The sequence below is a fragment of the Bifidobacterium cuniculi genome (genome assembly GCF_000741575.1).
GTDB lineage: Bacteria > Actinomycetota > Actinomycetes > Actinomycetales > Bifidobacteriaceae > Bifidobacterium > Bifidobacterium cuniculi.
In genome coordinates this window covers 76,777-102,150 of the sequence record NZ_JGYV01000007.1, presented here as the reverse complement: position 1 = coordinate 102,150, position 25,374 = coordinate 76,777, and the positions used below count along the sequence as shown (strand labels likewise).

The following is a 25,374-nucleotide window of genomic DNA, read 5'->3' as shown; positions in this document are numbered from 1 at the left end:
TTGCTGCACAGTGACCAGGGCTGGCAGTACCAGCAGCCCGCCTGGGCGCGGGCGTGCGCGCGCATGGGCATCGTGCGCAGCATGTCACGCAAGGGCAACTGCTTGGACAACGCCGCGACCGAGCAGGTGTTCGGTCATCTCAAGGACGAGTTCTTCCGGGGTCGTCAATGGGCTGACTATGAGTCGTTCAAGCGTGACCTGGAGGGCTACATCCGTTACTGGAACTCGACACGCTGCCAGGCAGCGGTCGGGGGCATGAGCCCCGACCGCTATGAGCAGGCGTTACTGGCCCTGGCCGGGTAGGGCCGGGGCATGGTAGACTGAGCACCCACACCATGAGGGTGGGTGACACTCATTAACCCCGTCCAGAAAACGGGGGACAGTTCAATGATAGTTGGAAAAATACGCCTACATGTCGCTCGGTGGTGAGAGGCGGCCTTATAGTGCTGTTAGCACCATCCCATCTTTCGCATCCAATCAGGGCAGTCCCGTGCGGCGCTGCAGGTTCTGGTAACGGATGATGAAGTCTCTCCAGTCGGGTTTTCGATCTTTGTGGAATTCAACGACGGCAGCAGTGAAAAAACCAAGACGAGCATGAATGACACGACAGCCATGATGAGCCTCCTTAACCTAATCATAAAACGCGACAGCTTTCAGCATAGTGTCTGACGGCGGCAAATGACGCATTCCGGCATGTCGTCTGCACACTGTGTGCAGAACGCTTGCATGTTTGTTGTGCTATGAGCAAAACTTTCATTTAAGTTGAACAACGATGATTCGGCCAACCAACAAAGGAAAGAAAGAGAGTCCATCATGGCACGTCTCACACGTTCCAAGCCTGTCCGTGCATGGTTGGCAGCGTTGCTGGCCGCAGGCCTCGCCTTCAGTGTCGCGGATGTGGCACAGGCGGCCAGTGCCACCTACTATCCGGTGAGCAGCGGGCAGATTCAGAATGGCTACTTCTACGGCAACTATGCTGTGACGGCAAACCGTTCCTACATCAAGTTGTATTCGGGGAGCAATGGCACCCATTGCTATGCACATCAAGATGGCAATGCCAATGCAGCCCATTCGTATGGGAGCCCAGGCGTTGGATGCGAAGCAGTCCAGAATGGTTCCAGCTCTACCGTCGGGGACTATGCGTCCTATACGGTGATCTGAGGCATGACCGTTTTACGGCTACCTCAAGAGTCTCAAAGCGGAGATGACCGATGCTTAAATGGTTCAGTTATCTCCGCTTTTATTTCGATATTTTCTCATCCGTGATTATTGTAAGAGGAAAATCTGTAACATGAATCGCACAGCTTTTTCCGTAGCATCCTGCCTCCTTGTTGCTTGCATCGCCTTGGGAGTCTGTGGTTGTGGCACGCAGGAGTCGGCACAGGATGTCCCCGGCATTGCTTCCTCCTCTCCCACCTCAGGTGGCCAGGCCCGCATCGCTTCCTCCATGTCCACCTACATCGAATTCCTGCTGGACAACGACAAGACCGTATCCACGCATATGTCGGAGCGCCAGCGGGCGATCCTGGAACGCGCGTTGGACAATGATGGCACCCTGTCCAAGGCCGATCATGAGGAAGCGTGGAACAACTACCGCCAGTGCACCGTGGACAAGGGCTATACACCGGTGGTCACCACTGTGTATACGGAAGGCGTGCGGGGGAGCGCGCCGATGGTGGACGTCGGCGACCGCGGGGAGGAAGTGCTGCAGAAGGTCTATCAGGACAATGCCGAATGCAATGAGCTGGAATACGGGAATGTCGGAACCGTATACCGTCTGCAGACCGGCAATCCGAGCCTGGTCCAAGATCACGCGGAGGGCGTAGCCGAATGCCTGCGGCGCAACGGCCTGGTGGACAAGACCTATACGGGAGCCACCTTCGACCAGGAACGGGAAGAGTCCGCTGACCTCTACGGCAAGCTGATGGGCGAGCTGGGCGTACAGGAAGCGAAACGCAAGGCTGACGAAGCCTACAGCTTCGACCGCAATGACCCGCAGGTGCAGCTGTGCCACGTCACCAACGGCATCGACATCCGGCAGGAGAATCCCGACGACAGCGAAGTCTGGCACCCCTTCGGCGAATGACCCCCGCATGCATATGGCCCTGAGAAATCTTTCGTGATATTTCTAGAAGCCCTTATTGAATCCGCTTGCTCTTCTCAATCGCCCCTGCCGCTACCTCCCGAACCACATCCCCACCTTGTGCAGGAACCTGCTGACCGCTGTCGGCCGGTGCAGCAGGTCCACGCCCTCGGACTTCGGCTTGGAGGCGCCGGCCATGCCGTAGGCGTACGCCTTGCCGGAACTCGGCTTGCCGACCAGCGCGCCGAACTCGAGCAGCTGCGTGCGCGGCGCATACGGATGGCGGATGTCGAACTCGAACAGGCGGGCCGCACGCCGCTGGGGCGCCGGCCCGTAGGAGCCGAAGCCGCTGGTGGGGGAGGCGATCATGCGCAGTCCGTCGGCAGTGCCGTCGAAGCCGTTGCGATGGTCATGCCCTGTCGAAATCGCGAAATAGCCGCCGTCGGTCAGGGCGGCGAACTCGCCGCTGTCGATGTCGGGGCTGCTGATGCCCTCGCCGAGGACACTGTCCGCGGTCGTCTTCGTCCCATCGAGCACGTACGTCTGCCCGGCGAACATGCGGTATCCCTCCACCGCGCCGGCGGTGTTCGCGCTCGCCGGCTTGAGCAGCCGGTAGTACTGCGGCAGCGGCGTGTGCTGGAAGACGATGGAGCGCGTGCCCGTCCCGAGCCGCGCGGGCAGCTGGCGCAGGAAGTCGAGTGCGCGCGCCGACGGCGAGCCGTAGCCGCCGGTCGGCGCGTAGTCGCCGGAGTCGACGAGCACGAGTCCGAGGACGGTGTCGACGCCCTCCTCGTCGGCGACCGGCAGCGCGAACGTGCCTGGCTCGCAGACGTATTCGAGCTGGTCGGGCAGCGCGGCCGCGGCGATTTCCTTGCAGGCGTCGCCGTCGAGCTCGCCGGGGAAGGTGCGCGGGTTGAGGCAGTGGCGGAACTCGCAGCACAGTTCGTTGAGCTCGGCGTTGGACAGGCCGCACTGGAAGTCGTGGTTGCCGAAGGTCGCCGCCCAGGGGACGCCGGCGTCGGCCAGCGGCTTCGTCAGCTGGTCGAGGAAATCGTGGACGAGTGCGCGCGTGCGTGCGAGGTCGGCGGCGGGACGGTCGGCGGCCTTCCAGTGGCGCTTGCGATAGGTCGCCTGGTAGGCGGTGTCGTAGCCGGCAATGAGGTTGCCGGGGAAAACGACGACGTCGGGGCGGGCGGCGCGCAAGGCGGCATCGACCAGCCGGACGGTGTCCGCGGCGACGTGCGGGCCGTCCTGCACGTCCGTGACCTGCAGGACGCGGAACTTGCCCGACTTGTGGAATTGCAGGCGCCCCAGCCGCTGCGATATGGACAACGGCTGCGCTGCCGCCGTGTGTGTTGCATCATGCCCTCGTTCGCTCATGCTTCCAAGCGTAATGCATGACGTGGGTTGCGTTTGACGAAAAACCGCCGCAGTCCTTCGGACTGCGGCGGTCGTAACCAAACCACTCATGGTAAGTCTTGTGGGATCAGCGGCTGACGCTCGCCTTGATCAGTGCATCGGTCAGGTACTTGCCGGCGCCCATGACGAGCGGGGCGTAGCGGTGGCCGGGGTTGGCGCCCATGCGGCCGGAGGGGCCGGAGATGGAGATTGCCGCGATGACCTGGCCGGAAGCGTTGCGGATCGGTGCGGAGATGGAGCACACGCCCTCGTCGCGCTCGTTGACCGACTCGGCCCAGCCGCGCTTGCGCACTGCGGCGAGCTTGGCCGCGGAGAAGCGGGCGTGGCGCAGGCCCTGGTGCAGGCGATCGGCGTCTTCCCACGCCAGCAGGATCTGGGCGGCGGAGCCGGCTTCCATGCTCAGCATGGCGCCCACCGGGATGGAGTCGCGCAGGCCGCTGGCACGTTCGACGGCGGCGATGCAGACGCGCTGTTCGCCCTGGCGGCGGTAGATCTGCGCGGATTCGCCGGTGCGATCGAGCAGGGTCTGCAGGATCGGGCCCGCGGCGGCGAGCAGACGGTCCTCGCCGGCGGCGGCGGCCAGCTCGGCGAAACGGGAGCCGAGCACGAAGCGGCCGTGCTGGTCGCGCAGGACGAAGCGATGGCGTTCCAGGGCGATCGCCAGGCGGTGCGCGGTGGGGCGTGCCAGCTTGGTGGCGGCCACCAGCTGGCCGAGCGTGGCGGGACCGGACTCGAGGGCGTCGAGAATCTTGACGGTCTTGTCAAGCACGCCGACGCCGGAGTGGATTTCGTTGTCGTCGGCAGGGGTCTGGGCGGGCGTGGGGGTGCGCGGCTTGTCAGACACGGAAGCGTCCTGTGGACGCTTCAATTCAGCGGATAGCGTATTTGAAGTCATGTCCAACATTATGCCATCTCATATTCTGAAACGCAAAATCGCCATGTTCGCATGTCGCGGCGCGGAGGAGCGGAACACGTTGGAAAACCTTTGCATCGGCGGCATCATTGGCCGCAAGTGGCTTGGAGAACCTCCATGAAAGCTCCACATCTCACATACCGGCCGCCTCTTGGTGTCTTGATTGCTGAACCCCTAGGCTGTATGGGACATGAACCGAGGCGGGGGTTGCGCAAAACACGAAAGTGTGCACAAGCATTGCGTTTTCCCGCCCGAACGGACTCCAATGGACACTTTGCGAGGAGGCTTCCCCATGGGAATGACGTTGGCCGAGAAGGTCTGGGCCGATCACCTGGTGCGCAAGGGCGAGGACGGTGCGCCCGACCTGCTGTACATCGACCTCATGCTCATGCACGAGGTGACCAGCCCGCAGGCTTTTGAGGGGCTTCGCTTGGCGGGGCGCACGCCGCGCCACCTCGACCAGCTCATCGCCACCGAGGACCACAACACGCCCACCGTGGACATCGACCGGCCGAACCCGGACGAGACGAGCGCCACCCAGCTGACCACGCTCGAACGCAACTGCGCCGAGTTCGGCGTGCGGCTGCACCCGCTCGGCGACGCCGACCAGGGCATCGTGCACGCCTTCGCGCCCATGCTGGGCCTGACCCAGCCGGGCATGACCATCGTGTGCGGCGACTCGCACACCTCCACGCACGGCGCCTTCGGCGCGCTGGCCTTCGGCATCGGCACCTCCGAGGTGGAGCACGTGATGGCCACCCAGACGCTGAGCCTCAAGCCCTTCAAGACCATGGCCATCAACATCGAGGGCGAACTGCCCGCGGACGTGAGCGCCAAGGACATCATCCTGGCGATCATCGCAAAGATCGGCACCGGCGGCGGCCAAGGCTACGTGCTCGAGTACCGCGGCGAGGCGATCCGCAAGCTGAGCATGGACGCGCGCATGACGATCTGTAACATGTCCATCGAGGCAGGTGCCCGAGCCGGCATGATCGCGCCCGACGAGACCACCTTCGAGTACCTGGAGGGCCGCCCGCACGCGCCGACCGGCGAATTGTGGGACCAGGCCGTGGAGTACTGGAAGACGCTGAGGACGGATGACGACGCCGTATTCGACGCCGAGGTGACCTTGCGCGCCGAGGATCTCGAACCCTTCGTGACCTGGGGCACCAACCCCGGCCAGGGCATCGAGATCTCCGGCGTCGTGCCCGCGCCGGAGGACTTCAACGATGCGACCGAGCGCGCCGCAGCCGAGCGTGCGCTGGACTACATGGACCTCGAGCCCGGCACGCCGATCCGTGACATCCCCGTGGACACCGTGTTCATCGGCTCGTGCACCAACGGGCGCATCGAGGACCTGCGCGTGGCCGCCGAGATCATGCGCGGCCGCAGGAAGGCCGACTCGATCCACCGCGTGCTCGTGGTGCCCGCCAGCTCGCGCATCCGCCTGCAGGCGGAGGAGGAGGGCCTCGACCAGGTGTTCAAGGACTTCGGCGCCGAATGGCGCAACGCCGGCTGCTCGATGTGCCTGGGCATGAACCCCGACAAGCTCGTCGCCCACGAACGCTCGATCTCCACCTCGAACCGCAACTTCGAGGGCCGCCAGGGCAAGGGATCGCGCACCCATCTGGCCTCGCCCGCCGTGGCCGCCGCCACCGCGATCCGCGGCACGATCAGCACCCCGGCGGACCTGGCATAGGCCTCGCACCGATTCCATCCACCTGCGTAGGAAAGACCCCACCCATGGAAAAACTCACCACCCTCACCGGTACCGGCGTCCCGCTGCGCCGCTCCAACGTGGACACCGACCAGATCATCCCCGCCGTGTTCCTCAAGCGCGTCACACGCACCGGCTTCGACGACGCCCTCTTCTACGCCTGGCGCCGCGACCCCGACTTCGTGCTCAACCGCCCCGAGTATGCGGACGGCAGGATCCTCGTGGCCGGCCCCGACTTCGGCATCGGCTCCTCGCGCGAGCATGCCGTCTGGGCGCTGCACGACTACGGCTTCCGCGTGGTCATCGCCTCGCGCTTCGCGGACATCTTCTACGGCAACACTGCCAAGAACGGCGTGCTGGCGGCCATCATGCCGCAGGAGTCCGTGGAGCTGCTGTGGAAGATCCTCGAGGAGGAGCCGGGCACGCAGATGACCGTCGACCTGGAGGCGCGCACCGTGACCTGCGGCGACGTGACGCTGCCCTTCGAGGTGAACGACTACGTGCGTTGGCGCCTGATGAACGGCTACGACGACATCGACCTGACCCTGCAGTACGAGGACGACATCGCCGCCTACGAGCGCATGCGCGCGGAACGCTTCCCCTTCAAGCCGAAGACGATTCCCATCCTCACCGAGCAGGAGGCCGCGATCGAATCCGCCCGCGAACCCGAGGCCGCCGAGTGGGACGGCCCGATCGCCGACCGCGAGTCCTGACGTAGACTGTGGCATGAAACGGGTCCGCGGATGCGCGCCCGACACCCGGAGCAAGGAGGCAAGCATGGCTGATGCAATCGTGCTGATCACCGCCGAGAGCGACATGATCGGCGAAGCCGCCCGGCAGATCGTGGAACTGCCCGGCGTGAAGGACGTCTATTCGGTGGCCGGCGACGTGGACCTCGTGGCCGTCGTCTCCACCGACACCTTCGACGACCTGGCCTCGGTGATTCCCGACGGTATCGCCAAGGTGCCCGGCATCGCCTCCACCCAGACACTCATGGCCTTCCGTACGTATTCGAAGGAAGACGACGCCGCCGCCTTCGACCTGGGCGGCGACTGAGGCGCAGGCCTGAGAAATTGTTCATTTTTTGAACAAAATCTCAGGCCTGCGCGGCCTTCATCGCCACGGCGCCCACGTAGTACACCGGCTGGTCGAAGTTCGGCTGGAACAGGAAGTCCACGTTGGCCAGCATGTCCACCGTGTACTTCGACTGGATCGCCAGGGACACCACGTTCGCGGCGCCGGAGATGTCCACGGTGGAGCAGAACTGCGCGCCCTTGACGGTGCGGTCCTCGGGGTCCCAGGTCAGGATCGAGGTCACCGGGGCGGTCGACTCCATGAAGGCGGGACGGTAGTCCTCCGTCAGCTCGACGGAACGGATGTCCATGCCGCGGCGGTCGGCGCCGCCCTGCGTCAGGCCCGACGCCGCCAGCGACAGGTCGTAGACCTGCACGGCGCTCGCCGCCTGCGTGCCCATGTACTTGCGCGTCGGCTCCTCGATGTTCTGGCCGACCAGCAGGCCCTGGCGCACCGCGTTCGTGGCCAGCGGGATGTAGTCGGGCTTGCCGGTCGGGTTGTACAGCACCGTCGCGGCGTCGCCGGCGGCGAACACGTCCGGCTCGGAGGAGCGCATGAACTCGTCGACGATGATGGCGCCGTTGGGCAGCGTCATCACCTGTCCGCGCACCAGGTCGGTGTTCGGGCGGAAGCCGATGGCGAGCACGGCGAAGTCCGCCGTGTGCTCGCCGGCGTCGGTGACCACGGTCACCGTGCCGTCCTCGTTGTCGCGGAACGCCGTGACCTTCTCGCCGAGGGCCAGCTCGACGCCGTGGTCACGGTAGCGCTGCTCCACCTGGTCGGTGATCGGCTTGTCGAAGTTGTTCGCCAGCACGCGGTCGAGCGCGTCGACGAGCGTGACCTTCGTGCCGATCAGGCTGAACTGCTCGGCCAGTTCGGCGCCGATGTAGCCGGCGCCGACCACCACGACCGACTTCGCGTCGGCCGCGCGCTCCTTGAGCTCGACGGCGTTGTCCCAGTTCTTGCACAACTGCACGTGCCCGGAGTCGATGCCCGGGATCGGCGGCACCACGGGCAGCGAGCCGGTGGTCACGACCAGCTTGTCGAAGGGCAGCGTGGACGTGTCGCCGGACTCCAGGTCCTCGAACTCCACGGTCTTCTTCGCCACGTCGACGTTCGTCACGTTCGTGCGCATGTGCATGGTCGCGCCGGCGCGCTCCAGCTCGGCGGGGCTCGAGTAGAACATCTTCTTCGGGTCGCTCACGTGGTCGCCGACCCACAGCGCGATGCCGCAGGACAGGAAGGACACCGTGGCGTTGCGCTCGAAGACGTGCACCTGCCAATCGGGGTGTTCACGCAGGATGGAAGTGGCGGCGAAGACACCGGCATGGGTGCAGCCGACGATGGCGACGGTGGTCATGGCAAGGCTCCTTTAGATACATGCAGACATGAGGTATGGCGACCGCCCGCGGCGGCGGGCTGCCGCATTCACCTGAGAGTGTACGTCCGCCGCGCCGGTGCGGCGGCGGTTACGCGCTTCGGTGATTGCGCCGGCGTGCCCAGCGTCCGCCGGGACGGTCGCCCTCCGCAGCCGCATGCCGGCGGCTGTCAGGACTGGACCGGCGCGCGCGTCCGGCGTGCATGCCCTGTGGCACACTGGTAAGTCGAACATATGTGCGTGCGACGCGTCGGAAATAAAACCGTCGGCGCCGCTGTAGATAGAACCAGACGTACCTTTCAATGCGCCGGTGCGCGCAATCGTGAACGAAACGAGGCAAAACGTGGCCGAAACCAAGGAAGACGTGCTCCACATCGTCGGCGGCAAACCGCTCAACGGAACGATCAAGGTCCGCGGTGCGAAGAACTTCGTGAGCAAGGCCATGGTGGCCGCGCTGCTCGCACCGGGCACCTCCGTACTCAGGAACGTGCCCGAGATCCGCGACGTGCACGTCGTGTCCGACCTGCTGCGGCTGCACGGCGTCGACGTCGACTTCGACGGCGACCGCGGCGTCGTGACCATCGACGCGACGAACGTGCAGCTGGCCGACGTGGCCGACGTGGACACGCTGTCCGGCTCCTCGCGCATCCCGATCCTCTTCTCCGGCCCGCTGCTGCACCGCCTCGGCGAGGCCTTCATCCCCGCGCTCGGCGGCTGCAACATCGGCGGCCGCCCCATCGACTTCCACCTCGACACCCTGCGCAAGCTCGGTGCGAACGTGGACAAGGAGCACAAGGACGGCATCCACATCACCGCCCCCAACGGGTTGCACGGCGCCAAGATCCACCTGCCGTACCCGTCCGTGGGCGCCACCGAGCAGACGTTGCTCGCGGCCGTGCTCGCCGAAGGCAAGACCGAGCTGTCCGGCGCCGCCACCGAGCCCGAGATCATGGACCTCGTGGCCGTGCTGCAGAAGATGGGCGCCATCATCTCCGTGGACGTCGACCGCACCTTCCGCATCGAAGGCGTCAAGGAACTCAAGGGCTACACGCACACCTCGCTGACCGACCGCATCGAGGCCGCCAGCTGGGCCTCGGCGGCGCTGGCCACCCACGGCGACATCTTCGTCAAGGGCGCCACGCAGCCGGAGATGATGACCTTCCTCAACGTGTTCCGCAAGATCGGCGGCGAGTTCGACATCACCGACAAGGGCATCCGCTTCTGGCACCCGGGCGGCGACCTCAAGCCCGTGGCGCTGGAGACCGACGTGCACCCCGGCTTCATGACCGACTGGCAGCAGCCGCTGGTGGTGGCCCTTACCCAGGCCAACGGCCTGAGCATCGTGCACGAGACCGTCTACGAGAACCGTTTCGGCTTCACCAAGCCCCTGGTGGACATGGGCGCCACCGTGCAGCTCTACCGCGAATGCCTCGGCTCCCTGCCCTGCCGTTTCCAGCAGCGCAACTACAAGCATTCCGCCGTCATCTTCGGACCCACCCCGCTCGAGGGCCGCGACATCGACGTGCCGGATCTGCGCGGTGGCTTCAGCCACCTCATCGCTGCCCTGACCGCCAAGGGCCCCAGCGACGTGCGCGGCATCTCGCTGATCGACCGCGGCTACGCCGACTTCCGCGGCAAGCTCAACGCCCTGGGTGCGCAGATCGATTAGTGCGCGGCAAGGTGTGGGAGGGCGTCCCACCGAACTTCTTACGGGTGGGTGCACAATGGGACGCATGGTATCCAAAGGCAAGCCTTCCCCGCGTTCCGCGGTCAAGCCACTCTCCAAGGAGCAGGTGGCGAAACTCAACCGCGAGTTCGGACTCGTGGACCCCACCTACCCGTATCCGACCGGACGCATCGAGCCGAACGAGGCGGAGATCGACGCGCAGAACCCCAAGCTCACCAACCGCCTGATGAACGCCTGCGCCCGCGTGCTGCGCGCCAGCTGCAAGCTGCACGCGTGGGGATTGGACAACGTGCCGCCCACCGGCCCCTACATCACCGCCTGCACGCACGTCACCCAGTTCGACGTGTTCGTGCCCATGATCGCCATGTTCCGCATGGGTCGCCGCCCGCGCTTCATGGCCAAGGCGGAGATGGGCACCTGGCCGGTCCTCGGCAAGTGGTTCCGCGCCGTCGGCATGCAGCCGGTGCCGCGCCGTTCGGGCAAGGCGCGCCAGATCGAGGAGGAGTCCATCCGCATCCTCGGCACGGGGCGTCCCCTGACCATCTGGCCGGAGGGCACCGTCACCCGCGACCCGCAGAAGTGGCCCATGAGCATGAAGAACGGCGTCGGCTTCATCGCGTTGGAGGCCAGCCGCCGCGCCGGCCGCCAGATTCCGCTGTACTGCGCCGTCACCTGGGGCGCCGCCAGCATCAACCACTTCTGGCCGTGGCCGCGCAAGCAGGTCGTCATGTGCTACGACACGCAGCTCGACTACGCGGACCTGCTCGCACACATGGACGAATGGGGCGACGAGCCGCCGTCCGAACTCGCCGACGAGCTGGCGCGCCGCGTGCGCGTGCGCATGAAGGAGGTCATGGCCACCATCCGCGGCGAACAGGCGCCGGCCGGCTTCTTCGACTACCGCATCATGCGCGAGATCCCCGAGGTCGAGGCGTTCTCCGACCCACACCAGGTCGACGCGCAGGCCCTCGCACAGACCGCCGACGCTGCCCCGGCCAAGGCGCGCGCCGGCGCCGAGCCAAGAGCGTAATCCACGAAACGGCCGTCCGGCGACCACAATGGAGGGCGGAACCGTTCGAGAAGAAGCGCCGAGGATGCGCTGATGAAAGGAACAGACGATGGCAAATATCACGGTACTGGGCGCGGGGGCATGGGGCACCACATTCGGGCAGGTGCTCGCCGACGCAGGCAATGACGTCATGATGTGGGCGATCGAGCCGGAGATCGTCGACGCAATCGAGAACCGGCACGTCAACCCGGTGCGCCTGCCCAGCGTCAAGGAGCTGCCGGCCACGATGCACGCCACCGGCGACCGCCAGGAGGCAGTCGGGCACGCCGACGTCGTGGTCGTCGCCATTGCCGCGCAGTTCGCGCGCCAGGCACTGGAGCAGTTCCGCGGCCTGCTGCCCGCGGACGTGCTCGTCGCCTCCCTCATGAAGGGCATCGAGAAGGACACCGGCAAGCGCATGGACCAGGTCGTCACCGAGGCGCTCGACCTGCCCTCCGACCGCTTCCTGGCCATCTCCGGGCCGAACCTGAGCAAGCAGGTCGCCGCCCGCGAGCCCGCCGCCACCGTCGTCGGCTGCACCGACATCGACAATGCGCGCCTCATGGCCAAGCTGTGCACCACCAAGTACTTCAAGGCCTTCATCACCTCCGACGTGATCGGCCTGGAGCTGGCCGGCTCCCTGAAGAACGTGGTGGCGCTGGCCGTCGGCATGTCCCACGGCGCCGGCTTCGGCGAGAACACCGCCGCGATGATCGAGACCCGCGGTCTGCGCGAGATCTCCGAGGTCGGCACCGCCGCGGGTGCGCTGCCGGAGACCTTCTACGGCCTGGCCGGCGTGGGCGACCTGATCGCCACCTGCGGTTCGCCGCTGTCGCGCAACTACACCTTCGGCTACAACCTGGGCAAGGGCATGAGCGTCGAGGAGGCCACGAAGGTGAGCAACGGCGTCGCCGAGGGCGTCGCCACCGCCGGCGCCGTGGTGGCGCTCGGCGAGCAGTACCACGTGGACACCCCGCTGGCGAAGGCCGTCGCCCACCTGGTGCAGGGCGGCATCACCTTCCAGCAGATGATCGCCGAGATGTTCCCCGACGAGGTCACGATGGAGTGAGTTTCCTCCTTGCGTTAAAGCGGGCACCGGGTCGGGGTCTTTCCCCGAATTAAAGCGGGCACCCGGTCGGCGGTGAATCGCCACTTAAAGCGGGCACCGGCTTGAAGAACCAAGGTTCTTCAAGCCGGTGCCCGCTTTAAGTGGCGATTCGCCGCCGACCGGGTGCCCGCTTTAATTCCGGGAAACACCCCGACCCGGTGCCCGCTTTAACACAGGAGGACCTACGGGAAGGGAAGTCAGGCGTTCATGATCTTCGTGATCCGCTGCAGCAGGTCCTCCTGGAACAGGTCCTCCAGCATCACGGCGTTGCCGTTGCCGTCGGCCAGGGGGATGCGCCAATTCGGGTACTCGTTGTTCGTGCCCGGCTGGTTCTGCGCGCGCTTCTCGCCCACGGCGTCCACGAGGGAAGCGGCGAGTAGCTTGCACGGCGAGCCCTTCAGGCCGCGGTACAGGGCCTCGACGACCTCGTCCTCGCGGTTGGCCTCGTCGGCGAGCACCTCCGGGTCGAGATAACCTTCGTCCACGAGCATCTGCAGCATGGCCTGGTGCTCGACACGGGCAGACTGCATGAACTCGTCGGCGCCCTCGGTCAGCAGGCCGAGGCGCTCGCGGATCTTGACGTGCTCGTACTCGAGGTAGCCGGCGGCCGGCGGCAGGTCGTGCGTGTTGACGGATGCCAGCGCGTAGGGGCGCCAATGCTTCGGCGGGGTGAAGACGCCGTCCATCTGCTCGAACCATTCCACGGCGCAGCCGAGGATGCCGTGCGAGCCGAGGGACTCCTGCACGTAGGAGGGCACGACGCCCAGGTCCTCGCCGACCACGATGCCGTTCACGCGGCTGGCCTCGATGGCCAGGATGCCGAGCATCACATTGTGGTCGTAGTACACATAGGTGCCGTCCGAGGCGGGGTGGCCGTCCGGGATCCACCACAGGCGGAACAGGCCCAGGATGTGGTCGATACGCACCGCACCGGCACAGTCGAACATGCCGCGCACCATCTCGCGGTAGGACAGGTAGCCGGTCTCCTTGAGGGCGAGCGGGCTCAGCGGCGGCTGGCTCCAGTTCTGGCCCTGCTGGTTGAACATGTCCGGCGGGGCGCCCACGGTGGCACCCTTGGCGAAGCGCTCGGGGTTCCACCACACCTCGGAGCCCTGCGGATGCACGCCCACGGCCATGTCGGACATGATGCCCAGCTTCATGCCCGCGGTCTTCGCGGCCTGCTGGGCGGCGTGCAGCTGCTGCATGGCGGTCCACTCGAGCCAGCGGTAGAACTCCAGGTCCAGCTGGTACTCGCCGCGCAGTCGGGTGACCTCCGGCGAGTCCTTGGTGAGCTTGACCTCCCAGTTCTCCGGGTCCGGCTCGGGCTTGCCCCACTGCTGGTAGCACAGGCACCAGGTGGCGTAGGCTTCGAGGTCCTCGCCGCACGCCTCCTTGTAGGCGTCGAACTCCTTCTGGCGTTCCTCGCTCAGGCCGGCGTCGAAGATGATGCGCAGCGCCGGCTTCTTCTCGAGCCACATGGCGTCGCGGTCGATGAGCTGCGGATCCGCGTTGAATGCCTCGACCTTGGCGCGCATGGCCTTGATCTTGGCCTGGTCCTCGGCGCCGAGCGTGTTGTACTCGGGCACGTCCTCGGGACGGATGTAGGTGAAGTTCACGAAGCGGCGGGACACCGGCAGGTACGGCGACGGGGTGAGCGGGTCGACCGGCTCGGCGGCGTGCAGCGGGTTGACGAGCACGAAGTCCGCGTCGGTGTAGCGCTTGCCGTTGACGAGCAGTTCGCGCAGGTCGGAGAAGTCGCCCACACCCCAGGAGTCGGCGGAACGAATGGAGTACAGCTGCGCCATCCAGCCCCACAGGGCACCGTCCTGCATGGAGTCGAGCATCTGGATGCGCTCGGGGGCGCTGATGAGGGTGGCGTCCTGGGTGCGGTCGCCGTTGACGACGTGCAGCGTGTGGTATCCGACGGGGATGTCGTCGGGAAGCACCAGCTGGGCCTCGGCGATGAAGATGCCGTCGACCTCGCGCGGCTTGACCTCGGGCAGCGGGTTGACGACCAGCTGGCCGCCGTACTCGGTGCCGTCCTCCAGCGTGAGGGTGACGGTGGGCGCGTCGGTGATGCCGATGTGCAGCGTGACATGCGTCTCGCGGCCCTGCACGTGCAGGACGGTCGGGTCGATGAGGCGCAGCAGCTGGCCGCGTTCGACGGTGGCCAGGGAGGCGGCGACGGCTTCATCGCCGGAGGCGTCGATGCCCAGGGAAGCAAGGATGGCCACGAGGACCTCGTCGGAAATCTCGTGGAAGTCATGGGACAAACCGGTGTAGCTGGTGGCGACCCCAACCATCTGCGCAAGGCGGATGAGCGGCCGGGCCAGACGCTCCGGGCTTTCTTCGTTGTGCTCAGTCATAGCTCCCTAGTGTAGGCCACCACCAGACCGCGAAACACCCGACTGAGCACGTTGTCATGCATATTTTCGCAAGAGTTTCACTTATTCGGCCAGATGCCGCTTCGCAGCCGTTGCAACTTCCAGGCTGCCATCCTGCGCCAGGCGCTCCAGCACCTCGTGCGACACGTTCGGGTTGAGCGCCACGGCGCGCCGCACCATCGAGGAGAGCACGGCCGGCGCGTCGGCCTCGTCCTCCGCCCCCAGGCGGGAGAGGAACTCGAGAATCCCCGGGTCGGCCTGCGGGTCCTGCGCACCCTCCAGGCGCATCTTCCACGACGTCTGCCTGTTGCGCAGCGCCGTGTCGCGCACCTCGGGCACGGCGTCCTTGGTCAGCCGCCCCACCAGCCAGTTCTTGTCGTCCGCGTTGGCGGCCACCGCGCGGCGTACTTCCACGGACTCATCCTCGGACAGCTTGACCAGCACGTTCGGGAAGGGCATTGTCTGCGCTAGGTAGATGCGGTCCTCCAGCGGGGTGTGCGGATTGCCGGCGACCGCCTCGAGCAGTGCCGTGGCGCGCGAGAACGCCGCCTGTTCGCCGCGGTCGGGCAGCGGGCGGCGCGCGAACTCGTGCAGCTCGTCGGGGTCCGTCGAATGCCGCAGCCGCTCGTAGGTGGCGGTCAGCGGCTCGAAACCGTCGGGCACGCGGTCGCCGTCCGGCAGCCCGCCCTGCGGCTCCCCCGCCGCGGCAGTCGCGTCTGCCGTCGCCTCGGCCGCAGTCGCCTCGTCCGCAATCGTCTCGTCAGCCATGGCACATCCTTCCGCTCGTCAGTCGGTCCTCATGCAGCGTCTACGCGGCGATTCTAGCAACTAGCCGACCGCACGCAGCACCTGGTCGCCCGCCTCGGGCACCACCGCCGCATTGAAGGCCTCCCGCACGCGCGACTCGAAGCGTTCGCACTCCCCCATCGGCACGATCACGACGACGCGCACGCAGTCGGTGAAGTCCGCCGTCTCCTGCTCGCCGGTAACGCCGGCGAGCAGGTTGGAGAAGGTGCCCAGCTGCGCGTAGTCAAGCGTCACCGCGTAGCGGCGGCAGGCCACGATGTCCGCGACTCGCGCCGCCTTCACCGCCATCGACGCGCCGGTCGAGTACGCGCGGATCAGGCCGCCGGAACCGAGCAGGATGCCGCCGAAGTAGCGCGTCACCGCCACCACGCAGTCAGTCAGGTCGTTGGCGCGCAGCACGTCGAGGATCGGCTTGCCGGCGGTGCCGCTCGGTTCGCCGTCGTCGCTCATGCGTTCCATGAGCCGGCCGTCGGCGTCGGTGACGAGCGCCGCGTACGCCACGTGCCGCGACTTGGGGTGCATCTCGCGGATCCGCTCGACGAAGGCCAGCGCCTCGTCGAGCGAGTCGACGTGGCAAGCGTCGCCGATGAACTCGGATTTCTTCTCGACGAAGGCGTCGTGCGCGGGCGCGTCGGCGGGGTCGAGGATCGTGCGGTGGGGCAAGGCAGGTCCTTTTCTTACTTGTCGGCGGTCGTGGCGGCGCCGTCGACGACGACGTTGTAGTCGCCGCCCTGGAAGTACGAGATGACGGCCTGCGCGCACTGCTTGGTCAGGTTGCGGTTGGAGCCGTCGGTGCGCCAGCCGACGTGCGGCGCGAGGATGACGTTGCGCATGGTGCGCAGGGGGCTGCCCAGCGGCAGCGGCTCGTGGTAGAAGACGTCGAGGCCGGCGGGGACGTCGCCCTTGGCAAGGCGGTCGACAAGCGCGCCAGGTGCGATGATCTCGGCGCGCGCGGTGTTCACGAAGAGCGTGCCCGGGCGGATGGCGGCGAGATGGTCGGCAGTGACCATGCCGCGCGTGTCGTCGCTGAGCGGCATGTGCAGGCTGATGACGTCGGCGCCGGCGAACAGCGCGCGCATGTCGGCGACGGGCGTGACGTCGAGGTCCGCGTAGTACTGCGCGTCGTGTCGGCCGGAGTCCCAGGCGGTCACCTTCATGCCGAAGGCGTTCGCGATGCGCGCGACGTGCCGTCCGATGCCGCCCAGGCCGACGATGGCGAGCGTCTTGCCGTCGAGTTCGATGCCGCTGGCGCCTTCCCAGCCGCCGCCGAGGACCTGCTCATTGAGCTCGCCGGCGTGGCGCGCGAGCTCGAGCATGAGCGCGATCGCGAACTCGGCGACCGCGGCGTTGCCGTAGTGGCGGATGTTGCAGATGCGCACGCCCAACTGCCGCGCCAGGTCGAGGCTAACGTAGCTGGCGACGCCGGTGCCGCCGAAGACGAGGACGCGCACATGGCCGGACAGGGTGCGCAGCATGTCGTCGGGGATGTGGACGTTGATGACGATGAGCGCGTCGGCGCCCTCGGCACGCCGGACGAAGGCGTCGCCATCGACGGGGTCGGTATACAGGCGCACGCGCGCGACGTCACGGAAGAGCGGCAGGACCGCCCGGAAGGCGTCGAGCATGTCCGGGTAGATGGCGGGGACGGTGACCAGCGGCAGGTCGGTGCGGTCGGACTGGGTTTCGATGACGGGCGGTTGGGTTTGTTGAACTGGTTGGGTCGGGTCTGGTGTGGGCTGGGTCGGTTGGGTGCCAGGCTGGGGTAGGTCCGGTGCAGGGAAGGTCGGATGAGCCAGCTGGGTTGAGTGGTCTGGTTGGATCGAGTGCCGTGTGGGTTGCTGACCTGCCGGTGCCGTCGCGTCTGCCATTGCCTGCTCTCCTGCCTGCCGTCGTGGTGGTTCTTCCGATGTGCCTGCCCCCGTTCCTCGGGGCCGGTGCCCATTGTACGCATTGTCGTGCATGGGGTGGAGGTGGAGGATCGGGATCGATGGGATGCCGGGAACGCAGATGCACAGGAGGCGAGGGCGTTGGAGTGCGGGAATGCTGGGGTATGGGGAAAGGAGACATAAAAAATGCGGAATGCGGCGGAATGGCTGGATCGCGAATAGGTCGGATGGCAGGGCGACTGATGCAGTGCGTAGATGGCGATGGTTTTCGCTCCATGCAATGCGGCATGCTTTGAAAAATGCAAAGGATTTGCAAAGAAACGCCCGGTGTATTTGCCGCAGCCGCATGCCTGGGCTAGAGTGGGAATCCGAGGCAGCGGACAAAGGCGTACCGCCGCTTCGCTCTTCAACGTAAGCCTCCCGGCAATCCCGGGAGGCTTTTCGTTTCGGTATGGGTTAAGTAAACGACACGCCCGGCCGATAGACACACATTTGTTTACTTAACCCAAAACGAAACCACCAGGGCGCCACACAACGCAAAAGCCCGCCGGATCAATCACCGGCGGGCTTTGTTGGCGGAGTCAGAGGGATTCGAACCCTCGAGCCGCTAAACACGACTAACACCTTAGCAGGGTGCCCCTATCGGCCACTCAGGCATGACTCCACGTTGCCCAGAAGAACAACAGTGAGAAAGCATAGCAGAAAAGCCAGACCGACACAAGCACGCGTGTCCCGAGTGCGCGGAACCACGCGGAGGCAAAACAAAGGCAGCCAGAACCAACCGGAAGCCCACCCGGGACCCTGGGCGGAGTCAGGGGGATTCCGACCCCGCACACCGCCAATACCGCCACCCCTCCCCCTCGAACAAACGTTCCGCTAGACTGGTCCCATGAGCACAGCACCACGACTCGCCGCCGCGAACCGCGACTGGGGGCATGACGAGACCGGATGCACCGTGCTGCACATCGACATGGACGCCTTCTTCGCATCCCTGGAGATCGCCCGTCACCCTGAGCTGGCCGGCAAGCCCGTCATCATCGGCATGGGACCGCGCTCCGTGGTGTCGGCGGCGAACTACGAGGCGCGCAAATACGGCATCAACTCCGCCATGGCCAGCGCCCGCGCACGCCAACTGTGCCCGAACGGCGTCTTCCTGCCCGTGGACCACACCTATTACCGCCAGGTGTCGCACACCATCTTCCGGGAGATCTTCAGCACCGTCACCGACCGCATCGAGCAGGTGTCGGTGGACGAATGCTACATGGACGTCTCCGCGGCGCTGCGCACCTGGGGGCGGCCGACGCACATCGGCGCGTGGCTACGTGCGCAGGTGGCGGCGCGTTTTTCCATCACGTGTTCGGTGGGCGTGGCGGCGAACAAGCTGGTGGCGAAGATGGCGTCGACGAACGCGAAGCCGGACGGCATGCTGCTCATCCCCCGCGAGCGCCATGCGGATTTCGTGCAGATGATGCCGCTACGTGCCATCCCCGGCCTGGGGCCTGCGCAGGAGCGCAAGCTCAACGAGTGGGGCATCGACTCGGTGCTCAAGCTTGCGCACACCGACGTCGAGACGCTCACCCGGATCACGCGGTCGGCGAGCGCGGCCGCACACCTGCACGAGGCGGCGTGGGGACGTGACGCGCGCACGGTGACGCCGGTGACTCCGGAGAAGTCGGTCGGCTCCGAGCACACCTTCGACCGGGACGTCGCCGAGGTGGGCACGGTGGCCGACTGCCTGCGCCGCGCCTGCGACACCGTGGCGAGCACGCTGCGCCGGCGCGGTCTGCTGGGGCGTACGGTCACCGTGAAACTGCGGTTTCCCGACCTGACCTACATGACGAAGTCGCTCACGATCGACTCCCCCACCGACAGCGCGGGCGCCTTGTTCCCCGTGACCATGCGGCTGCTGCGGCGCATGCTGGGGATGGACGACCGGGCGACGCGACTGCCCCGCGCGGTGCGACTGGCGGGCATGTCGGTCAGTTCACTGACGGAGCGCGCCACGACGACGGTGCAGCCGACGCTGGAGGAGATCCTGGAGGAGGACACAGCAGCGCAAGGCACGAGCAAATCGACGAGGATGCGCGAGGCGGAGGGGGCGCTGGACGCGATCCGACGGAAGTATGGGAAGGACAGTGCGCAGCTGGGGGTGTAGCGGGACGACCAACTGCCGGTTTGCAGTCTCGGCGGAGCGCCTCCTGACACATTTTTAGGGCAGGAAAAATTGTGTAGGTCTCTGGTCTACACAATTTGAATTTGTGCGGACCAGAGACCTACACATTTTCCATTAGCCCGAAAAATGTGTCAGACCTCGGCGATGGCAGCGTTGCGATTAACCCTGGTCGACAATACGATGGATGTCGTTGAGTCCGATGACATGCCCCTGGTCGGATTCAATCGATTCGGTACCGCCGTAGACCACGTAGCGCCGATCGGTCGGCACTCCCATGGTGTCGCCCATGTCCGTGATAGTGGCGAATGCGGAATAGCGGAACGTACTCGACGACTTAATCTCGATGATCTGCCATGGCTGGCCACCTTTCTCGATGACGAGATCAATCTCCTTCCGGTTCGAGTCACGCCAGTAATAGAGTTTCGGAGTGCGCCCCTGAGCCTGCGTTTGCTTGATGATTTCCGTGATGACGGCGTTCTCGAACAGGTTCCTGCGGTTCACTCCGGTCGCCAGCTGGTCTGCATCTTCAACGCCCAGCAGGTTCGCGGCCAGTCCCGTGTCATAGAAATACAGTTTGGGGGCACGGATAAGGCGTTTACCGTAGTTCTTGTAGTAAGGCTGCAAGCGCATGACGATGAAGCTTGCCTCGAGCAGCAAGAGCCAATTGTCGGCAGTATGGAAATCGACATCGCAGTCGTTGGCCATACCAGTGACGTTGAGCACCTGCCCGATTCGGGTCGCGCAGACCGTGAGGAACTTGTTGAATTGCGCTACTTTGCGCACGCCAAGTTCGCGACGAATGTCCCTGTCCACATAAGTCGACAGATAGGCAGGATAGAAGACGTCAGGTCGGGCCGGTGTGCTGTACAACCTCGGATAGCCACCCGTATACATGAAGACGTCAAGATCAGGGCACATAGCGGAATGCATGAGTTCCCGGTAGGACAGCGGCAGCAGATGCAGTATGCCCACGCGACCCGCCAGGGACTGCGATATCGTGTCCAACAGCAGGAAGTTCTGCGAACCAGTGAGGATATACCGCCCCATCTCGTCACGCGAATCAAGCACACCCTGCATGTAGGAGAACAGTTCCGGTGCATATTGGACCTCGTCAATGATGGCGCGGCTGTCATACCTCTCCAGAAAACGACGTGGATCGTTGAATGCCATGTCACGCACATCGGGATCTTCCAATGACACATATGCATAGCCGGGGAACGCATGCTTGACCAAGGTGGACTTACCGCTCTGACGCGGCCCGGTCAAGGTAACGGCCGGGAACATAGTCGCCAAGTCGAGTAGCGTCTCCATCATTGCACGTTCGACCCTCAAGGCCATGGCATTCCTTCCTCTTCGCGCGTCAGTACCTCATCGCACTATTGCAGTGCATTCCCATTCCGTTTTATCATCACTGCTAGTCCGTATCATCATACATCCTATTCCTGATTATCATAATGAATACTCCGCGTTATCACATTCATGGCCGCGGGAGGCGAGTCCATGCAATCATCGGCCCGCGGGACGGCGACATACCGCCAATCCCCTCGTTCGCCATGCGCACCATGCCGCACTTGCGTGGCCATAAGCGGCCCCGACTTAGGTTCCACCGCGATTGACCAACTGCATTGTCAAGCAACCGTCGAGAGGAAGAAGATCGAGATGACCCTCCTGAAACGCACCATGAACGGGAGACCCTATGCTTGCAGGGGTCGTTTCGCAAGCATGAACAGGCGTGGGAAGCGCAGGATGACCTCGCCATTGGCTCGCACGGGGAAGACCTCCGCAAGGCGATTGCGTACATCGGCACGGAAATCATCGCGTACATCGTCCGGGACCTGGTCGAGGTACGGACGCAGCCCTGACGAGGAGAACCACTCGACGATGGCGTCCACCCCGGGCATGCGGTGGCAGTAGGTGGTCTGCCAGAGCTCGAAATCAGCGGTCATCCTCGACAGGATGTCATGGTAGTCGTCGATGTCCAGGCCGTCCCACGCACGTTCGCGCACAATGCATTCCCGCCAGCGCGGCAGTCGCGCAGTCTCGGTGATGACCTGCTGCACCACCTGCTCATTGCGCACGGGAATCTGCACGGCGAGTACGCCGCCGGGCCGCAGCATGCGGAACACCTTCGGCAGCACATGGGCATGGTCAGGGATCCACTGCAGGCACGCGTTCGAGAACACCAGGTCGAAGGCATCGTCGAACCGCGTCAGGTCACCCGTCAAATCGACATCCAGGAACTCCATGTCCGGGCAGCGTCGGCGAGCCGCGGCAAGCATGTCCGCACTGCTATCGACGCCGACGACGGACGCGTCAGGGAACTCCCGCTGCACCACCTGCGTGCTGTTGCCCGGGCCGCAGCCCAGGTCGATGGCCGCCGCCGGATGCTCGATCCAGTCGTGGGCACGTCGCGCCAGGTCAATGGACGGCTGCGTGCGCTGCCTGACGAACTGCAGGTATCGTGCACTGTCCCAGTCGCTCATGACCACTCCCTCGATTCGTCTACGCCTGCGTGTTGCGGACAGCATAGGCCGCTGGCGATGAGCCATCAAGCGGCGTCTCATGCCCGGTGACGACTGCCGAGGCAGTGACGCGCACCACCGACGTTTCACATTAACGTGCCGCACCGGACGCCAAGCGTCCTGAAGCTTGCGGCGCACGTATTCGCTGCGACTGAAGCGATAAAACGCTGCGGGAAACATGACCGCCCCGGACATGTCGCGTTCAGTAATGCGCGATCTCGACCAGACTGCCGTCCGGGTCGCGCACGTACACCGAGGTCATCGCTCCCCTCGCGCCGCGCTTGCGTACGGGGCCGTCGATGACGTCCACGCCGCACGCCCGACAGCGGGCAACGGTGGACTGCGGATCGTCACTGGATTCGAAACACAGATCCGCCGACCCCGGCACCGCCCGCGCCGCCACCAGGCCCTGCCGGTCGGGCGTCTCCAGCTTGACCAACTGGTCGCCGGCACGCAGCGTCGCCAACGTGCGCTCGCCGTTCACCTCCATGAGTTCGAGTCCCACCACGTCACGGTAGAACCTGAGCGCCGCATCCAGGTCACTCACCGGAATGACCACATGGTCCATGCGCAACATCGTCATAGCGTCTCCCCTTTCCGGCCTTTGGCATCCTTCGGGACAGGATGGATGGCCATCTGCCGAGCAATGATACGCGGGAAAGCCATCAGGGGTGGCTTGGCGGGGAGAAACGGCACCGGGACGAGGATAAGACGTCGTGGTTCGCTACCGCTGCGCATGATGTTGCAGATGTCCATCGACACTTGGGATGTGGTGCAGCAACGCTAATCCATGGTTCGCCCCGACGCACCCAAAGCTCGGCGATTCCCATCCGAGGAATATAACGGACGATTCCACAATCCATACACGACGGGTGTTTTCGGGACATTGATTATGGGATGGGTTTTGGGATGTCCGAAACGTTCCAAAACCCGTCCCGGTTCGCGCGTGTCGGCAGTGTTCCGTAAACGGCCGTTTGTGGGATGATGCCTCGTGTTTGTTTGATTCTTTTATCCCCACGGGTAATCTTGTGACCATTGCATCATGAGCGAGAGGATCTTGATGGCGAATATGCACGGCATTATCTTTGATGATGCTCCGGTTGATGTCACCACGGAAGTCAACTTCATCTGGTCCATTGCCAACAAGCTGCGTGGGCCTTACCGTGAGGACAAGTACAAGGACGTCATCATCCCCATGGTCATCCTGCGCCGCTTCGAATGCGCCCTGGCGGACACGAAGCAGGAAGTGGTGGAAGCCTTCGAAGTCAATCCGTCGTTGCCAGCCAAGGTGCTCGAACGCAAAGCAAGGTTCCAGTTCTACAACACCAGCCGGTTCACCTTGGCCGAGTTGCTGAATGATTCAGCGAACCTGGCGGCCAATCTCAAGGACTATATCAATGGCTTCTCCGCCAATGTCCAGGAGATCATCATGTCAGACAAGGGCCTCAAGTTCGGCGACCAGATCGACAAGATGGACAAGAACGACCGCCTGTTCTCCGTGGTCAAGGCGTTCTCGGAACTCGACCTTGACCCGAAGACCATCGACAACGTGCATATGGGTTATATCTTCGAGGACCTCATCCGTAGGTTTTCCGAGAACGCGGAAGCAGGTGACCATTACACGGGTCGCGACATTGTCAAACTCATGGTGAACCTCCTGCTCGCGGAGGGCAGTGAAGACCTGTTCGATGACGCCAAGGTCGTGACGGTTATGGACCAGGCGTGCGGTACCGGCGGCATGCTGTCCACGGCCGAGAGCTACGTCAAGCGTTTGAATCCCACGGCGGACGTGCGTCTTTTTGGACAGGAGGTCAACCCGGAGTCCTACGCCATCTGCCTGGCGGAAATGTTGATCAAGGGCCAGGATGCCGACAATATCCGCTACCAGGACACCTTCAAGGCTGATTGCTTCCCGGACCGCAAGATGCGGTTCGTCATCGAGAACCCTCCCTTCGGCACTGCTTGGAGCGGCAAGGATGCCGCCGAGGGAGTCGAGGAAGCCGTCAAGGCCGAACACGCCAAAGGCCTGGTGGGGCGTTTCGGTGCCGGACTGCCCGCTGGCGGCGACTCCCAGATGCTGTTTCTGCAGTCGGCGGTGGACAAGATGGACCCGAAGGTGGGACGTGCTGCCATTGTCGAGAACGGTAGCCCGCTGTTCAATGGTGGTACTGCTTCCGGGGAGAGCCAGATTCGGCGTTGGCTGCTCGAGAACGACCTGATTGAGGCCATCATCGCGTTGCCGACTGACCTGTTCTACAACACCGGCATCGCCACCTACATCTGGATCCTGTCCAAGAACAAGGACGAGAAGCGCCGCGGCAAGGTACAGCTCATCGACGCCTCCGGCATCTCGCACAAGCTGCGCAAGTCTTTGGGCAACAAGCGCAACGAGATCACGCCCGAGGACCGTGAACGCATCACCAGAATCTACGCGGAGTTCAAGGAGAACGAGCTGTCGAAGATCTTCGACAATCACGAGTTCATCTACCGTGAATACACCGTGATGCAACCACTGCAACGCAGCTACGCCATCACCGAGGAGCGCATTGACAATCTCATCCAGGGCAGCGCACTATCTTCCCTCTACGACGAGGCCAAGGCGCACGCCATCCAAGAGAAGTTTGATGTCGGAGAGAAGCTCACTGCGGCCGAGCAGAAGAACCATGACAAGTACGAGCATGGCAAGGCACTGTATGATGCCATCATCAGGGTTCTTCGAGAGAACATTGGTGACGGGAAGTGGATGTCTCCCGAGGCATTCCAACCGCATCTTGCCGAGGTGCTTCGTAAGGTGACAGACGACAGGAAACTGCTCGATTCCGTTGCCGAGGGTCTGTCCGTGATGGACAAGGATGCAGAAATCCAGCATGACCGCAAGGGCAAGGTGCTATGGGACAAGGACACCAAGGACACGGAAATCGTGCCGATCAACGAAAGTATCGACGACTACATGGAGCGTGAAGTACTGCCTTATGCGCCGGATGCTGGAGCGTTCTTCGAGGAGGATCTGTCCAAGAAGAAACCAGTGGTGAAGACCGGAGCAGAGATTCCATTCACTAGATATTTCTATAAGTATGAGCGATTGGAATCCTCAGAGGAGCTGGAAGAACGGTTCTTGAAACTCGAAAAATCTATCAACGATAGGCTCATGGAGTTATTCAAGGAGGTGTAGGGC

The 25,374-nt window shown here is 64.4% G+C and carries 21 protein-coding genes and 1 tRNA gene; 11 read left to right on the top strand and 11 right to left on the bottom strand.

The window, feature by feature from the left end:
* The 3 genes from BCUN_RS05435 to BCUN_RS05430 all read left to right on the top strand — a co-directional run.
* On the top strand, positions 1 to 303 hold a 303-nt coding region (locus BCUN_RS05435; RefSeq protein WP_034258446.1), incomplete at its 5' end, for an IS3 family transposase.
* Between the two features lie 510 nt (positions 304 to 813).
* Entirely contained in the window at positions 814 to 1,161 is a 348-nt protein-coding gene (locus tag BCUN_RS12265; protein WP_152598207.1) for a hypothetical protein, read from the top strand.
* Between the two features lie 286 nt (positions 1,162 to 1,447).
* A complete protein-coding gene (locus BCUN_RS05430; protein ID WP_033518090.1) occupies positions 1,448 to 2,086 on the top strand; it encodes a hypothetical protein in 639 nt (212 codons plus the stop codon).
* Positions 2,087 to 2,176: 90 nt separating this feature from the next.
* On the opposite strand, the gene BCUN_RS05425 is transcribed toward BCUN_RS05430, so the two are convergent.
* Together BCUN_RS05425 and BCUN_RS05420 are read right to left on the bottom strand one after the other, a co-directional pair.
* Positions 2,177 to 3,463, bottom strand: coding sequence for a metallophosphoesterase (locus tag BCUN_RS05425; RefSeq protein ID WP_033518088.1), 1,287 nt, complete (start codon positions 3,461 to 3,463; stop codon positions 2,177 to 2,179).
* A 106-nt stretch (positions 3,464 to 3,569) separates the two neighbouring features.
* Positions 3,570 to 4,397 carry an IclR family transcriptional regulator gene (locus BCUN_RS05420; protein WP_033518091.1) on the bottom strand — a complete coding sequence of 276 codons (828 nt, stop codon included), beginning with the start codon at positions 4,395 to 4,397 and terminating at the stop codon, positions 3,570 to 3,572.
* A gap of 310 nt (positions 4,398 to 4,707) precedes the next feature.
* Here BCUN_RS05420 and leuC point away from each other — a divergent pair, with 310 nt between their 5' ends.
* The 3 genes from leuC (at position 4,708) to BCUN_RS05405 (ending at position 7,188) form a co-directional block, all read left to right on the top strand.
* Complete coding sequence (gene leuC, locus BCUN_RS05415; protein WP_033518086.1) at positions 4,708 to 6,114, top strand: 3-isopropylmalate dehydratase large subunit; 1,407 nt, start codon at positions 4,708 to 4,710, stop codon at positions 6,112 to 6,114.
* Between the two features lie 44 nt (positions 6,115 to 6,158).
* Positions 6,159 to 6,845: a 3-isopropylmalate dehydratase small subunit gene (leuD, locus tag BCUN_RS05410; RefSeq protein ID WP_033518084.1), complete on the top strand. Its 687-nt coding sequence runs from the start codon at positions 6,159 to 6,161 to the stop codon at positions 6,843 to 6,845.
* 64 nt (positions 6,846 to 6,909) lie between these two features.
* Positions 6,910 to 7,188, top strand: a complete 279-nt coding sequence (locus BCUN_RS05405; RefSeq protein ID WP_033518082.1) for an Lrp/AsnC family transcriptional regulator — start codon at positions 6,910 to 6,912, stop codon at positions 7,186 to 7,188.
* Positions 7,189 to 7,228: 40 nt separating this feature from the next.
* Here BCUN_RS05405 and BCUN_RS05400 read toward each other — a convergent pair whose 3' ends face one another.
* Positions 7,229 to 8,566, bottom strand: coding sequence for an NAD(P)/FAD-dependent oxidoreductase (locus tag BCUN_RS05400; RefSeq protein ID WP_033518371.1), 1,338 nt, complete (start codon positions 8,564 to 8,566; stop codon positions 7,229 to 7,231).
* Positions 8,567 to 8,927: 361 nt separating this feature from the next.
* On the opposite strand from BCUN_RS05400, the gene murA reads away from it, so the two are divergent.
* The 3 genes from murA (at position 8,928) to BCUN_RS05385 (ending at position 12,388) form a co-directional block, all read left to right on the top strand.
* Positions 8,928 to 10,253, top strand: a complete 1,326-nt coding sequence (gene murA / locus BCUN_RS05395) for a UDP-N-acetylglucosamine 1-carboxyvinyltransferase (protein WP_033518373.1) — start codon at positions 8,928 to 8,930, stop codon at positions 10,251 to 10,253.
* 64 nt (positions 10,254 to 10,317) lie between these two features.
* On the top strand, positions 10,318 to 11,301 hold the full coding sequence (locus BCUN_RS05390; protein ID WP_033518375.1) for a lysophospholipid acyltransferase family protein: 984 nt from the start codon (positions 10,318 to 10,320) through the stop codon (positions 11,299 to 11,301).
* Positions 11,302 to 11,389: 88 nt separating this feature from the next.
* Positions 11,390 to 12,388, top strand: a complete 999-nt coding sequence (locus tag BCUN_RS05385) for an NAD(P)H-dependent glycerol-3-phosphate dehydrogenase (protein ID WP_033518378.1) — start codon at positions 11,390 to 11,392, stop codon at positions 12,386 to 12,388.
* 236 nt (positions 12,389 to 12,624) lie between these two features.
* Here the strand turns inward: BCUN_RS05385 and malQ are convergent, their stop codons facing one another.
* The 5 genes from malQ to BCUN_RS05360 form a co-directional block, all read right to left on the bottom strand.
* Entirely contained in the window at positions 12,625 to 14,793 is a 2,169-nt protein-coding gene (malQ, locus tag BCUN_RS05380; protein WP_033515018.1) for a 4-alpha-glucanotransferase, read from the bottom strand.
* 81 nt (positions 14,794 to 14,874) lie between these two features.
* Positions 14,875 to 15,579 carry an AbrB family transcriptional regulator gene (locus BCUN_RS05375; protein WP_033515016.1) on the bottom strand — a complete coding sequence of 235 codons (705 nt, stop codon included), beginning with the start codon at positions 15,577 to 15,579 and terminating at the stop codon, positions 14,875 to 14,877.
* 60 nt (positions 15,580 to 15,639) lie between these two features.
* Positions 15,640 to 16,281 carry an IMPACT family protein gene (locus tag BCUN_RS05370; RefSeq protein ID WP_033515014.1) on the bottom strand — a complete coding sequence of 214 codons (642 nt, stop codon included), beginning with the start codon at positions 16,279 to 16,281 and terminating at the stop codon, positions 15,640 to 15,642.
* Positions 16,282 to 16,295: 14 nt separating this feature from the next.
* On the bottom strand, positions 16,296 to 17,486 hold the full coding sequence (locus BCUN_RS05365; RefSeq protein WP_238552335.1) for an NAD(P)-dependent oxidoreductase: 1,191 nt from the start codon (positions 17,484 to 17,486) through the stop codon (positions 16,296 to 16,298).
* Between the two features lie 591 nt (positions 17,487 to 18,077).
* A tRNA-Ser gene (locus BCUN_RS05360) sits at positions 18,078 to 18,168 on the bottom strand.
* Between the two features lie 225 nt (positions 18,169 to 18,393).
* On the opposite strand from BCUN_RS05360, the gene dinB reads away from it, so the two are divergent.
* Entirely contained in the window at positions 18,394 to 19,659 is a 1,266-nt protein-coding gene (gene dinB, locus BCUN_RS05355) for a DNA polymerase IV (protein WP_033515012.1), read from the top strand.
* Positions 19,660 to 19,836: 177 nt separating this feature from the next.
* Here the strand turns inward: dinB and BCUN_RS05350 are convergent, their stop codons facing one another.
* The 3 genes from BCUN_RS05350 to BCUN_RS05340 form a co-directional block, all read right to left on the bottom strand.
* The gene (locus BCUN_RS05350) at positions 19,837 to 21,015 is read right to left on the bottom strand and encodes an ATP-binding protein (protein WP_033515010.1); all 1,179 of its coding nucleotides are present in this window, start codon (positions 21,013 to 21,015) and stop codon (positions 19,837 to 19,839) included.
* A 356-nt stretch (positions 21,016 to 21,371) separates the two neighbouring features.
* Entirely contained in the window at positions 21,372 to 22,160 is a 789-nt protein-coding gene (locus BCUN_RS05345; protein ID WP_033515008.1) for a methyltransferase domain-containing protein, read from the bottom strand.
* A 241-nt stretch (positions 22,161 to 22,401) separates the two neighbouring features.
* Positions 22,402 to 22,782: a VOC family protein gene (locus BCUN_RS05340; RefSeq protein WP_033515006.1), complete on the bottom strand. Its 381-nt coding sequence runs from the start codon at positions 22,780 to 22,782 to the stop codon at positions 22,402 to 22,404.
* Positions 22,783 to 23,241: 459 nt separating this feature from the next.
* Here BCUN_RS05340 and BCUN_RS05335 point away from each other — a divergent pair, with 459 nt between their 5' ends.
* Positions 23,242 to 25,371: a type I restriction-modification system subunit M gene (locus tag BCUN_RS05335; RefSeq protein WP_152598018.1), complete on the top strand. Its 2,130-nt coding sequence runs from the start codon at positions 23,242 to 23,244 to the stop codon at positions 25,369 to 25,371.
* Positions 25,372 to 25,374 lie beyond the last annotated feature (3 nt).

Excerpts from the sequence above, each read along its gene's own strand:
- BCUN_RS12265 (WP_152598207.1), top strand. The coding sequence starts at position 814 with ATGGCACGTCTCACACGTTCCAAGCCTGTCCGTGCATGGTTGGCAGCG.
- BCUN_RS05430 (WP_033518090.1), top strand. The coding sequence starts at position 1,448 with ATGTCCACCTACATCGAATTCCTGCTGGACAACGACAAGACCGTATCC.
- BCUN_RS05425 (WP_033518088.1), bottom strand. The coding sequence starts at position 3,463 with ATGAGCGAACGAGGGCATGATGCAACACACACGGCGGCAGCGCAGCCG.
- BCUN_RS05420 (WP_033518091.1), bottom strand. The coding sequence starts at position 4,397 with ATGACTTCAAATACGCTATCCGCTGAATTGAAGCGTCCACAGGACGCT.
- leuC (WP_033518086.1), top strand. The coding sequence starts at position 4,708 with ATGGGAATGACGTTGGCCGAGAAGGTCTGGGCCGATCACCTGGTGCGC.
- leuD (WP_033518084.1), top strand. The coding sequence starts at position 6,159 with ATGGAAAAACTCACCACCCTCACCGGTACCGGCGTCCCGCTGCGCCGC.
- BCUN_RS05405 (WP_033518082.1), top strand. The coding sequence starts at position 6,910 with ATGGCTGATGCAATCGTGCTGATCACCGCCGAGAGCGACATGATCGGC.
- BCUN_RS05400 (WP_033518371.1), bottom strand. The coding sequence starts at position 8,566 with ATGACCACCGTCGCCATCGTCGGCTGCACCCATGCCGGTGTCTTCGCC.
- BCUN_RS05390 (WP_033518375.1), top strand. The coding sequence starts at position 10,318 with ATGGTATCCAAAGGCAAGCCTTCCCCGCGTTCCGCGGTCAAGCCACTC.
- BCUN_RS05385 (WP_033518378.1), top strand. The coding sequence starts at position 11,390 with ATGGCAAATATCACGGTACTGGGCGCGGGGGCATGGGGCACCACATTC.
- malQ (WP_033515018.1), bottom strand. The coding sequence starts at position 14,793 with ATGACTGAGCACAACGAAGAAAGCCCGGAGCGTCTGGCCCGGCCGCTC.
- BCUN_RS05375 (WP_033515016.1), bottom strand. The coding sequence starts at position 15,579 with ATGGCTGACGAGACGATTGCGGACGAGGCGACTGCGGCCGAGGCGACG.
- BCUN_RS05365 (WP_238552335.1), bottom strand. The coding sequence starts at position 17,486 with ATGGCAGACGCGACGGCACCGGCAGGTCAGCAACCCACACGGCACTCG.
- dinB (WP_033515012.1), top strand. The coding sequence starts at position 18,394 with ATGAGCACAGCACCACGACTCGCCGCCGCGAACCGCGACTGGGGGCAT.
- BCUN_RS05350 (WP_033515010.1), bottom strand. The coding sequence starts at position 21,015 with ATGGCCTTGAGGGTCGAACGTGCAATGATGGAGACGCTACTCGACTTG.
- BCUN_RS05345 (WP_033515008.1), bottom strand. The coding sequence starts at position 22,160 with ATGAGCGACTGGGACAGTGCACGATACCTGCAGTTCGTCAGGCAGCGC.
- BCUN_RS05340 (WP_033515006.1), bottom strand. The coding sequence starts at position 22,782 with ATGACGATGTTGCGCATGGACCATGTGGTCATTCCGGTGAGTGACCTG.
- BCUN_RS05335 (WP_152598018.1), top strand. The coding sequence starts at position 23,242 with ATGAGCGAGAGGATCTTGATGGCGAATATGCACGGCATTATCTTTGAT.